This is a genomic window from Oceanobacillus caeni (assembly GCF_019037185.1).
Taxonomy (GTDB): domain Bacteria; phylum Bacillota; class Bacilli; order Bacillales; family Amphibacillaceae; genus Oceanobacillus; species Oceanobacillus caeni.
On record NZ_JAHHXM010000002.1, the window covers coordinates 103,850 to 116,090 of the forward strand.

Annotated in this window: 13 protein-coding genes and 2 other annotated features; all 13 genes read right to left on the reverse strand. The window is 35.2% G+C overall.

The features are described 5' to 3' along the window. Window positions 1-155 precede the first annotated feature (155 nt). Window positions 156-437: a 50S ribosomal protein L27 gene (gene rpmA / locus KM885_RS01940; protein WP_047183723.1), complete on the reverse strand. Its 282-nt coding sequence runs from the start codon at window positions 435-437 to the stop codon at window positions 156-158. Then, window positions 438-773, reverse strand: coding sequence for a ribosomal-processing cysteine protease Prp (locus KM885_RS01945; protein WP_047183722.1), 336 nt, complete (start codon window positions 771-773; stop codon window positions 438-440). A 12-nt stretch (window positions 774-785) separates the two neighbouring features. Beyond that, the gene (rplU, locus tag KM885_RS01950; protein WP_047183721.1) at window positions 786-1,094 is read right to left on the reverse strand and encodes a 50S ribosomal protein L21; all 309 of its coding nucleotides are present in this window, start codon (window positions 1,092-1,094) and stop codon (window positions 786-788) included. A gap of 12 nt (window positions 1,095-1,106) precedes the next feature. After that, window positions 1,107-1,179: a sequence feature (ribosomal protein L21 leader region), on the reverse strand. A gap of 89 nt (window positions 1,180-1,268) precedes the next feature. Next, window positions 1,269-2,129, reverse strand: a complete 861-nt coding sequence (locus tag KM885_RS01955) for a site-2 protease family protein (RefSeq protein WP_047183720.1) — start codon at window positions 2,127-2,129, stop codon at window positions 1,269-1,271. Next, the gene (locus tag KM885_RS01960) at window positions 2,116-2,883 is read right to left on the reverse strand and encodes a M23 family metallopeptidase (protein WP_047183719.1); all 768 of its coding nucleotides are present in this window, start codon (window positions 2,881-2,883) and stop codon (window positions 2,116-2,118) included. Before KM885_RS01960 ends, KM885_RS01955 begins: the two co-directional genes overlap by 14 nt. A gap of 108 nt (window positions 2,884-2,991) precedes the next feature. Further along, window positions 2,992-3,792, reverse strand: coding sequence for a septum site-determining protein MinD (gene minD / locus KM885_RS01965; RefSeq protein ID WP_047183718.1), 801 nt, complete (start codon window positions 3,790-3,792; stop codon window positions 2,992-2,994). Next, a complete protein-coding gene (minC, locus tag KM885_RS01970; protein WP_047183717.1) occupies window positions 3,785-4,471 on the reverse strand; it encodes a septum site-determining protein MinC in 687 nt (228 codons plus the stop codon). The genes minD and minC overlap by 8 nt, the downstream gene beginning before the upstream one ends. Before the next feature lie 67 nt (window positions 4,472-4,538). Then, entirely contained in the window at window positions 4,539-5,066 is a 528-nt protein-coding gene (gene mreD / locus KM885_RS01975; RefSeq protein ID WP_047183716.1) for a rod shape-determining protein MreD, read from the reverse strand. Beyond that, window positions 5,063-5,941 carry a rod shape-determining protein MreC gene (gene mreC, locus KM885_RS01980; RefSeq protein ID WP_047183715.1) on the reverse strand — a complete coding sequence of 293 codons (879 nt, stop codon included), beginning with the start codon at window positions 5,939-5,941 and terminating at the stop codon, window positions 5,063-5,065. Before mreC ends, mreD begins: the two co-directional genes overlap by 4 nt. 12 nt (window positions 5,942-5,953) lie before the next feature. Then, window positions 5,954-6,994, reverse strand: a complete 1,041-nt coding sequence (locus KM885_RS01985; protein WP_047183714.1) for a rod shape-determining protein — start codon at window positions 6,992-6,994, stop codon at window positions 5,954-5,956. A gap of 199 nt (window positions 6,995-7,193) precedes the next feature. Beyond that, complete coding sequence (gene radC, locus KM885_RS01990; protein WP_047183713.1) at window positions 7,194-7,883, reverse strand: RadC family protein; 690 nt, start codon at window positions 7,881-7,883, stop codon at window positions 7,194-7,196. A gap of 176 nt (window positions 7,884-8,059) precedes the next feature. Continuing rightward, window positions 8,060-8,956 carry an SPOR domain-containing protein gene (locus tag KM885_RS01995; RefSeq protein WP_060667948.1) on the reverse strand — a complete coding sequence of 299 codons (897 nt, stop codon included), beginning with the start codon at window positions 8,954-8,956 and terminating at the stop codon, window positions 8,060-8,062. A gap of 250 nt (window positions 8,957-9,206) precedes the next feature. Then, on the reverse strand, window positions 9,207-11,855 hold the full coding sequence (locus KM885_RS02000) for a valine--tRNA ligase (protein WP_047183711.1): 2,649 nt from the start codon (window positions 11,853-11,855) through the stop codon (window positions 9,207-9,209). 87 nt (window positions 11,856-11,942) lie between these two features. Then, window positions 11,943-12,174, reverse strand: a binding site (T-box leader). Window positions 12,175-12,241 lie beyond the last annotated feature (67 nt).

The window sequence follows — 12,241 nt, forward strand, 5'->3', positions numbered from 1 at the left end:
AGAGTTTGTTCAAAAAGCAATTGAAAGAACAAAGGCGCTGGAGCCGGACGTGGCCTTTTCTGAATAATTATCCACATGCATAAATTTTATAATTTCCTAAACCAACAAAAAACTCCAACCAACAATTTGGCTGGAGTTTTATTTTTTTACGCTTCTTATACGGCTGGATAAACACTAACCTTTTTGCGATCACGACCATAGCGTTCGAATTTTACAACACCATCAACTTTAGCAAAAAGTGTATCATCCCCACCGCGGCCTACATTCTCACCAGGGTAAATTTTTGTACCGCGTTGACGGTATAAAATTGAACCACCAGTTACGAATTGACCATCAGCACGTTTTGCACCAAGGCGTTTTGCTTCAGAGTCACGACCGTTCTTAGAACTACCAACACCCTTTTTCGTTGCGAAAAACTGTAAGTCTAAACGTAGCATTTATTCCACCTCCTCTTTTATTTGAATGAAATCACCATAATCTTGCTCAATAGTCTTTAAGGAAATAAGCATCCCTTCGAAGAGAAGTTGTACTTTGTTCATAATAGAAGAGTCAAGTTCATCCGGTATGGTTACATATAAATAACCACCTTCTGAGCCTTGTTCAATTCCTAATTCCAATTCACACAATTCCATTACTGCATTAACAGCACCAAATGAAACTGCTGAAACTCCTGCGCACACCAGATCAAATCCATATGGACCACTTCCAGCATGTCCAGAAAGTTCAAATGCATTTATTTGATTTTTTAGCCGATATACAGTAACTTGAATCATACACTTATATCCTTATGCATTAATTTTTTCGATTACTAATTTAGTATATGGTTGACGATGACCTTGTTTACGATGATAGTTTTTCTTAGGTTTGAATTTAATTACTGAAATTTTCTTTTGTCGACCATGTTTTTCAACTTTAGCCGTAACAGTAGCACCTTCAACGAAAGGAGCTCCGACTTTAGCGTCATCTCCACCTACGAAAAGAACTTTATCAAAAGTTACAGATTCATTTTCACCTGCAGCAAGCTTTTCTACATAAATTGCTTGGCCTTCTTCAACCTTGAATTGTTTACCACCTGTTTCGATAATTGCGTACATAATTGCACCTCCTCAATTACTCAGACTCGCCATTTAGGTACTAACTAGTAGTTTTATCACCTATTCTGTGCGGTTGTAGCACTGGTGCTACGATAAATAACATATTGATGTTATCATCTATAGAGTTTCTTGTCAAGAAGAAGTTGGCTATACTGTATAACTTCATTTAGCCAGTTAAGACGTGACAAAGACTTCCCCAATCTGGCTATTATATTGTTTATCATTAAAATAAGAGTACAGACAGTCCGTTTCATCTACAACAATTCTATCACTATTTGCAAAGTTGATATAGATGGAATGTTTGATTTCCCTTCTAAATTTGGAAAATACATCCATCAATTTCAAATCGGATGGTACTTTTATAGGTTCAACCTTTGCAACATGTGAAGAGCCCTCATATCGATTCAACAAAAAACGAATAAATACAAAATATCTCTGTTTCCAGTCTTTCCAATTTTCCACTATTAAAAAAAGCATGATCATCATTGTACTTAAAGTAAATGGAAAAAAGACGAGTTGTAGGATTAGGAAAACGATACTTAATATGATGGATGAAATGATAGTGGTTTCATAAGCCTTCTTATATGGTAAATATTTAGATAGGATTAACATTAATAATTTACCACCATCCAAAGGCCATATCGGTATTAAGTTAAACAATAGAATGATAGAATTATAATGGATTGCTGTATCCATGATATTTTCTGGCACTAATGGGGTAAAGGCTAAAAAAAATAAAAGCAGGTGTATGATTACGTGCTGAAATGGCCCCGCTACCGTTACAAGTGCTTCTTCTTTTATAGAACGATTGCCGTGTTCATCTGTATCCAATACCCCTCCAAAAACCCACAACATGATTCCCCGTATTCGCCATTTAAAATGCCTTGCCATCAAAAAGTGGCCCAGCTCATGAATAAAAACGATGGATAAAATAATAGACAAATCGATAAATGTTCCAGTGATAACAGAAATGATAATGAAAATAATTAATATAGGGTGTAAATGAATTTTAGGTAAAATATTAAGGCTTTTCATCAACCTGAATCACCTGGACTGGATCAATAAATTTATTATCCTTTTCGATTGAAAAATAAACCATTTCATTATCACTAGATGGCTGAAATGTTCCCAATGGTTGATTGTTTACAACGAATTGGTATAAATGAACATCAATATCACTTAAATAACCATAACTAGATGTAGTTCCATCTGCATGCTGTACAATCACGGTTTTCTCAGTTTCTTTATCTTTTCCAGCAAATATGACAATTCCATCACGTAATGCGGAAACCTCCGTTGTTTCTTCTGGAGCAATTTTTATTCCTTTCCCGTTTACATGAAATGACTCTGTTATATTCCCACTAACTGGAAGCGCCATTGTTTCCGCTGCTTGCGTTTGCGGGGGTAATTCTGGTGAAAAAGCTAAAGGGTTTCCAAATGTATCACGATACCATTCATTTACTTGTGCAAAAGGAAATTCCTTTGTAAGAGCACCGCTTGTCCATTGTTTAGGCGCATCAAGAGCTTCGGAATCCGTGTTTTGAAGCAATGCTACTCCTAAAAATAACATAACAGACAACATTCCCTTTAAAATAAAACCAGTCACCAAGGTTCCCTTTTTTTCCGATGGACTTACTTCTTCTGAAAAGAAAGGATAAAAACCATGCTTTTCTTCGTCTTGCGGAAATGCTGGATAAATCTTTTTCATATCACTTCCTTTTGAAATCGAACCCCTTAACTTCTTACGTTTTTCAATTGCCTTTCTAACTTTCTTTACTCCTCTATCCATAAGCCTCACTATCCTTCATAAACATTTGTACAAGTATATGTGACTTTAAAGGACATATGAAGAAAAAATAAAAAAGATGCAATGAAAGTATTCATTACATCCTTTAAATTAGGATCTTATTCCAAAAAATTTCTTCACTTTTTGAAACATACCTTTTTCATTTTCTAATGATTGTAATGGGACTGTTTCCCCTAAAATTCTACGTGCAATATTACGGTAAGCTATGGATGCCTTCCTATTTGGGGTTAAAGCAACCGGTTCCCCTCTATTGGATGCTTTAATAACTTCTTCATCATCTACAACAATACCAATTAAATCAATAGAAAGTAATTGAACTATATCATCAATATCAATCATGTCACCAGATTTCACCATATGGTTCCGAATACGATTGATAATGAGCCTTGGCGAATCCTTCATTTCCTCTTTTTCTAGTAAACCAATAATCCGGTCGGCATCCCTAACGCTAGATTTCTCTGGTGTTGTAACAACTATTGCTCGATCAGCTCCTGCAACAGCATTTTGAAATCCTTGCTCTATACCAGCAGGACAATCAATAATTATGTAATCATACTCTTGTTTTAATTCCGCTATTATCTTTTTCATTCCTTCTTGTGTAACAGCTGACTTATCACTAGTTTGCGCAGCAGGAAGCAATGATAAATAATCAAAACGCTTATCCTTAATAAGTGCTTGCTTTAATTTACAACGTTCTTCTATAACATCGACGATATCATAGATGATGCGATTTTCTAATCCCATAATAACATCAAGATTTCTTAAGCCAATATCCGTATCTATTAAACACACTTTTTTCTCCATTAAAGCTAGAGCTGTTCCTATATTAGCCGATGTAGTAGTTTTACCAACACCGCCCTTGCCAGAGGTAATAACGATTGCTTCACCCATTCTGTACTCTCCTTTCAAATCTGCCCAATTCTTTACTCTTATGTAAAAGAATTTGCAGCCTGTCAATGATGATCTTGTCTTGTTCCTCATCTACAAGACCACACTCCATATACACGCCCTCGGATTCATAGTCAGGAGCCCGACTAATATAGTCAGCTATTCTAAGCTGCGACGGTTTCATATAAGAAGCTACGATACAAGAGTTACGATCGCCTTCTACACCTGCATGAGCAATTCCAAATAAACTCCCCATGATATAGATATTTCCAGTCGAAATTACCTTCCCTCCAGGATTAACATCACCAATTAAGAGTAAATCACCTTTTACCTCTAATTCTTGACCCGATCGAACGATACGATTAATAACTTTTATTTCACTATCTTCTTTCCATTTTAAAGCATCTTCTTTTCTAATTACCTCGGATTCAATGGAATCAATTTGAAAACCATTAACCTCATTTATAATTTCACTGAGTTGTCTATCTTGATCATCTTGTAAATAACGGTTACCTAATTTAATTTTAACAGATACAATGGGATCCTCTTTTTTTGGTTTATTTTTTTTTATTTTCTCATGAAGCTCCTTAATGGCTTCACTAAAAGAACATGTTTCGTCAATAAAAAGAGTTAGCCCTTCCCTCGTTCCTTTTATTGTGATTAATTGTTTCTTATCTTGCACAATAAGTTCACCTCATTAATCCTAGCCATTTGCCTATCTATTTTGGCGGATAAATATATCTATCAAACTAATCCCAGCTTAATTCACTTCCCCATTTATTAAACCTTTTAACTAACAAGAAATATATTATAATAAAGAATACTATATTCAAAAGTACCGTTGGAAGTAAACGGTTCAACCAGTAATGCTGCCAGCTGAACGTAATAACCCCAACTAAATCATAAATAAATGTAATTAATAAGTCACTAACAACAAGTCCAAGAATACTGAATAGAAGAGTTACGAAAAAATTTCCATGAAGGAATTTTTTAGAAACATGAACCATATATATAACTATACCATAGGAAAACATGTATACACCTAAAATACCAGTATAAACAATGTCTATTAATAAGCCGAATATGAGTGCATAAATAAGAGCATTATAGGAATTTCCTCTATCAAAGAACATCTCTATTAAGATTAAAACGATTAAAATCCAATGTGGTACAAACATTTTATCACCTAACACAATACTAGATGGTAGAAAGTTTATAGCCACACCTTCTAAAATAAGAAACAGAAAGAGGAATAAAAGGATATATATTCGTTTCATTCCTCTTCCTCCTCTCCAACATCTGTTTCTGTTGCATCACGGTCTAATACCATCACATGGTTAATATCATATAAATCAGCAGCTGGTTCCACTAATGCTGTTCTAGTTAATCCATATTTATCTGGTACTACGTCTTTTACTTTTCCAATGACAATACCCGCTGGGAATACTCCCCCCATACCGGAAGAAACGACAAGTTCATCTTTTTTAATATTTTTGTCTGACTCTTTAATAATTCGGAACATTAAAGTGCCTGTCTCCTTATCGAACCCTTCAACCATCCCAAAAATATCTTTACCTTTGTCACGGGAGATCATGGCGGATATACGGTTAAATTGGTCAAACCCAGTTAATAATTGCACTTTCGATGTGTATTGCTGTACGGTTTGAATTTTTCCAACCATTCCTTCAGCAGTTCTTACAACCATGTTTTTCCTAACTCCATGTTGTTTTCCTCTGTTGATAGTAACCTCGTCTAACCAGCGTTCCGGAGATCTTGAAATAACGATGGCCGGAATTGTACGAAAGTCCCTTAATAAATCGGATTCCGTTAATTCAAGTTGATCTCTTAGTTCTTTATTTTCATCTTTTAACTCTTGAACTTCATAAATTAAACCTTTATACTCTCCCAATTGCTCTCTTAATACTTGGTTTTCACTATACGTATTTTTAATATCATCAATATTAGTAAATATGTTGGTGAAAAATGTTACTGGTACATGAACAATGTTTTGAACCCATCCTACGGTATCATTAATAATTTGTTCAGCAATCGTAACATTTTCCCTATCTCTTAAGGAATACCCAATTAATGCTACTAGCACAATAAATCCAATTAAAAAAATTAATAAACGTTTATTTCTAAAAAATGGCATTACTACACCCTCTTAATTTGTAGATGGACGAGAAGATACATTTGGATGGGAACGAAAATGCTTCATAAACTCTAAAGATTTTCCCGTACCAATTGCCACACTATCTAAAGGATTTTCCGCAATAAATATTGGCATCTTAGTCTCATCGCTTATTACTTTGTCTATGTTTTTTAATAATGCACCTCCACCAGATAAAACAATTCCACGATCCATTATATCCGCGGCTAATTCAGGTGGGGTTGTTTCCAATGTTGCCTTCACGGCTTCAACAATGGAATCCACTGTATCTTTCAGGGATGTCGCAATTTCTTTTGAAGTAATTGTTATAGTCTTTGGTAAACCAGTTATTAAATCTCGTCCTCTTATATCTAGTTCGGCATCTTCTAACTGATTATTTGCAGATCCAATTTCCATCTTAATGGATTCTGCAGATCTTTCTCCAATTAATAAACTATATTGTTTACGTATATAATTAATAATTGCTTCGTCCATATTATCTCCAGCTACACGGATGGATTGACTAGTTACAATTCCACCTAACGAAATAACCGCTACCTCAGTTGTTCCTCCGCCAATATCAACAATCATACTGCCAGTTGGTTCCCAAACCGGTAAGCCAGACCCAATTGCAGCTGCAAAAGGTTCAGAAATTGGAAAGGCCTCTTTTGCACCAGCTTGTTTTGTAGCATCTATTACAGCCCGTTCTTCAACCATTGTTATCCCAGAAGGTACACAAACCATAACATTAGGCTTTCTAGCAAATAACGAACGATTTTTCATCGCTTTTTTTATGTAATATTTCATCATTATAGAAGTCGTATCGTAATCAGCAATAACACCATCCTTCATCGGGCGAATAACAGAAATATTCCCTGGTGTACGACCAATCATATTTTTAGCAGCTATTCCAACTGCCTCTACCTCACCAGTTTCATTATTTTTTGCAACGACAGATGGCTCTCTAACTACTATCTCTTTTCCCTTCACAAAAACTAATGTATTGGCAGTACCTAAATCAATTCCGAAATCCTGTGAAAAGCTCAATTGTCCCAAATATATCTTCCTCTCTGGTTCCTTCATCAACGTATAACAGATTAACTATATCGATTAAATTTGGAAGATGCAAACATTCCTGTTTTTTCATGCAAAACCGTCATTACATCTTAAGAAGCGCCAAATTCAATATAACATCGAAAGAGGCGCTACATTTTTAGTCTATATAATTATACGAAAAAAATTCTAAATTGGATAGTTATAAATACCCTTTTTCTTTTAATGATATAAATTTTCTATCTCCAATAATTAAGTGATCTAAAAGTTCTATACCAATCATCTTTCCGGATTCAACTAATCTTCTAGTAACATGGATATCTTCTTGTGACGGTGAGGGGTCCCCCGAGGGATGATTATGCGCTACAATGATAGAGGCTGCGGATCTTTTTACTGCTTCTCTGAATACTTCTCTTGGGTGAACAATTGAAGCGTTTAGACTTCCGATAAAAATAGTTTGTCTATGAATGACTTGATTTTTTGTATTAAGAAATAAAACAACAAAGTGCTCTTGTTTTAGGCTTCTCATTTCTTCCATAATATAATCCGCTCCGTCATCTGGGGAACGAATAATATATTTGTCATCTGGTTTATATTGATTCATTCTTTTACCCAACTCTATTGTAGCTAATAGCAGTACACCTTTTGCTACACCTATTCCCTTTATTGCCATCAATTCTTCGATAGTAGCATCAGTTAACAATTTCAATCCTTCAAAATGCATTAATACCCTATTAGACAATGTTATTACCGATTCTTCCTTCGTACCACTACCCAATAGGATGGCAAGTAATTCTTGATTAGATAAATGTCCTGCTCCATGCTTTAATAAACGTTCGCGTGGGCGATCTTCTTTAGGCACATCTTTAATCATAATAGTCTGTCCCGACATTTTAAAACCCCCTTACAAGTATATAGTCACCATGATACTTGACTTTCGGAGTTTCATACAAGTTACTAAAAAGTAAATTTTGAAGTTGTACACCTATAGAGAAACTAAAAAACTGGAAGGTTTTTTTAAAATTGAACCATTTATATTTGTTAAAACAAAAAAACAGACAATCTTTATTAACTGCCTGCTTTATTGATTACTTTTTCATATTCAAACATTAAATCTAGTAAATATTTTTGCCCTTTTAACCCGGAATCAGATTTCAATTGTTCGATACGATTAACTAGTGGCTCCAATTTGTCAGAACTATTGACTTTTGGTAATTCTGCCCAATTATCTTTGGAAATGTTATCCGATTGCTTTACATTATCTTCCCATTTTTGTTGAAATGCTAATAGCCATTCCTGCTCATCTTTGGTTAAACCAACATTTCCTTGTTTCGTTTCCCATTCTTTTATATACAAGTCATGCTTATCATCTAGCTGACTTACGATAGATTCTGCCTGTGCCTTTGTTTCAGCGATACCTAATAATAGGAAATACTGACCATCTCGGTTCCAAATCATAACTGGTAAACCACTATTCGAAAAATTTTTCGCCCAATTTTCCGCATTCTTTTTCTCTGAAAAAACACCTGCTTGTAAAACAAAACCATGTAACGATTCTAAGGTGAAATTTGATGTTTCTGCAGTGTTCGCAGAATTATCTTCATTCGTTTTTTCTTTATCATTATCTGCTTGGGTAGCTGAGGGAACACTTGATGAATCTTGATTATTAATACCGTCTTTTACGTCGATTAATACTTGAAACATGATTACACTTAAAATACCACCAATTAATATAGCAGAAACAACCGCAGTTAAAATCGATTTTAATAAAGGATTTTTACTAGTTTTCTTATGCGGCGTTGCTTCTGTTAGGACTGATTTTCTTTCAAATGTTTTTATCGGATCATCATCTGACTCGTGAAGGGTAGCAGCTGATTCACGCTTAGAAGAATTGATATTTTGTTTTGGGTATTGCTTGATTACTTTTCCGTTCTCTTTGATAATGATTTGCTTCTTCTTGTCCATTGGTATCCCTTTCCTATGCTAGAGTCGTTTATCCCACTCTAGCATAGTACAATTAAAAAGTAAGACGAATGTTGTCACCCTAGCAAATAATCGTATGTCATAATATACTGTTTTTCGACATAGAACAATGGCGCTGGAGCCGGACGTGGTTATTTCTATATCTAAGTGAGCCACAGCCATACAAATTTTATAATTTCCTGGACAACGAAAAGAATAGGGAATAGCGTACATCCGCTATTCCCTATTCTCATTAATTTTGTAATTCCTCAAGTCTCGTTTTTACTTTTGCTTGCTTATCCAAATAATCCTGCTCTTTCCGTTTTTCTTCGTCAACTACTGCTTGTGGAGCTTTATTTACAAATCCTTCATTAGCAAGTTTCTTCTGAACACGCTCTACTTCTTTATTCCATTTTTCAAGTTCTTTCTCTAAACGTTTTATTTCTTTATCAAAATCAATTAAACCTTCGAGCGGTAAATAGATTTCTGCTCCTGTAACTACCGCAGTCATTGCTTTTTCAGGTACATCAATATCTTTAGCAATAACCAATTCACTAGGATTACAGAAATGTTCTAAGTACATTCTATTTTGTTCTAATTCTCTTAAAATATTTTCATCCTTAGCTTCAACTAGCATCTTAATGGATTTAGACATTGGCGTATCTACTTCAGCACGAATATTACGAACAGATTTAATGATGGCAACTAGTCGTTTCATCTCGTTTGAAGCTTGCTCATCATGAAAGTCCTCTCTTGGTTCTGGCCAACTAGCTACTGTAATGGAATCCCCTTGATGAGGAAGTTTTTGCCAAATTTCCTCGGTAATAAATGGCATAAATGGATGAAGCATACGCATGATTTGATCAAGTACATATGCCAACACAGAGCGTGTTGTGTTTTTCTTCTCTTCATCCGATCCATATAATGGTATTTTTGCCATTTCGATATACCAGTCACAGAATTCATCCCAAATGAAATTATACAAGTGACGGCCAGCTTCACCAAATTCATATTTATCTGTATTCTTCGTTACATGTTCGATTGTTTCATTCAATCTTGTTAATATCCATTTATCCGCAAGTGATTTTTCACCGGATAAATCAATATCTTCATAAGTGAATCCTTCCATATTCATTAAAGAGAACCTAGAAGCATTCCAAACTTTATTCGCGAAATTCCATGTAGATTCGACTTTTTCCCAATAAAAGCGCAAATCTTGACCTGGTGTCGAACCGGTTAATAAGAAGTATCTCAACGAATCTGCACCATATTTATCGATAACATCCATTGGGTCAACCCCATTACCTAAGGATTTACTCATTTTACGACCCTCTGCATCACGAATTAATCCATGAATTAAAACATCCTTAAATGGTCTTTCTCCGGTAAATTCTTTAGATTGAAATATCATCCGTGCTACCCAGAAGAAAATGATATCATATCCCGTTACAAGAACATCCGTTGGGAAGTAACGTTTAAAGTCTTCCGATTCTTCATTAGGCCAGCCCATTGTAGAAAATGGCCAAAGTGCTGATGAAAACCAAGTATCTAACACATCTTCGTCTTGTCTCCAATTTTCAATATCAGCTGGAGCTTCTTTTCCGACATACACTTCGCCAGTTTCTTTATGGTACCAAGCAGGAATTTGATGCCCCCACCATAATTGACGAGAAATACACCAATCACGAATATTTTCCATCCAACCTAGATAAGTTCGTTCAAATCTTTCGGGTACAAAATTCACCTTTTTATCTTGATCTTTTTGCAATTCAATAACTTCGTCTGCTAATGGTTGCATTTTAACAAACCATTGAGTCGATAAGTATGGCTCTACAACCGCTCCGCTACGTTCAGAGTGACCAACTTGATGGACACGTTCCTCAATTTTGAATAGTACTCCCATATCTTGAAGATCTTTCACGATTTGTTTCCTACATTCAAATCGATCCAATCCTTGATATTTTCCAGCATTTTCATTCATGGAACCATCTTCATTCATCACGAGAATACGTTGTAAATTATGTCGATTACCAATTTCAAAGTCATTTGGGTCATGCGCAGGTGTAATTTTAACTGCCCCAGAACCTAACTCCATATCCACATATTCATCAGCCACTATTTCTATTTCTCTACCCACAATTGGTAAAATGACTGTTTTACCAATTAAATGTTTATATCTATCATCTTTAGGATGGACAGCAACAGCTGTATCCCCTAGCATTGTTTCAGGACGAGTAGTAGCTATTTCAATCGTCTCATCACTATCTTTTATCGGATATTTCATATGATAGAATTTACCATGTATTTCTTCATAGATTACCTCAATATCGGATAGAGCCGTTTGAGTGGTTGGGTCCCAATTGATAATATATTCACCACGATAAATAAGCCCTTTTTCATATAATTTTACAAATACTTCTTTTACCGCATCTGATAATCCTTCATCTAATGTAAAGCGTTCACGGGAATAATCTAGGCCAAGTCCAAGCTTTTCCCATTGCGAGCGGATAAAGTCAGCATACTCTTCTTTCCACTCCCATGCTTGTTCTAAGAATTTTTCCCTACCTAAATCATAACGACTTCTTCCTTGTTCTTTCAATTTAGCTTCTACTTTTGCTTGGGTAGCAATCCCCGCATGGTCCATTCCCGGTAACCACAATACATCATACCCTTGCATACGTTTCATTCGGGATACTGTATCCTGCATCGTTGTATCCCAAGCATGTCCTAAATGTAATTTCCCAGTCACATTTGGTGGTGGAATAACAATAGAATAGGGTTCTTTTTCCGGATCATTTGTCGCTTCAAAGAACTTACCGTCTAGCCAAAATTGGTAGCGCCCTTTTTCTACTTCCTGAGGATTATATTTTGGTGGAAGATTTGAATATTCATTATCACTCATAGTATTACCTCCTAATACTTTTTTGTCTTATGTAGGACTAAATGTTTCTACTTTCTTTTCGTGGCAAAATAAAAACCCTTCCATCCATAAAAGGACGAAAAGGATTAATTTTCGCGGTACCACCTTTGTTTATTAATTCCAAAAATTGAATTAATACACTTCATTCACATAACGGCATATTACCGGCTTCTTCTACTGCAAGTTCAAAGAAGCTGCATCATGGGCGACCTTCCAAAATAAGTATTCCTAGGAAATTTCCAGCACTAGATTTCCCTCTCTGAAGGTATTATTTTGTACTCTTCCCAATCACTGCATTTGATTAATACTATATATTATCCATATTTTATAGCTTAGTTTATCTTTCGTCAAATTATATATTCCTATTT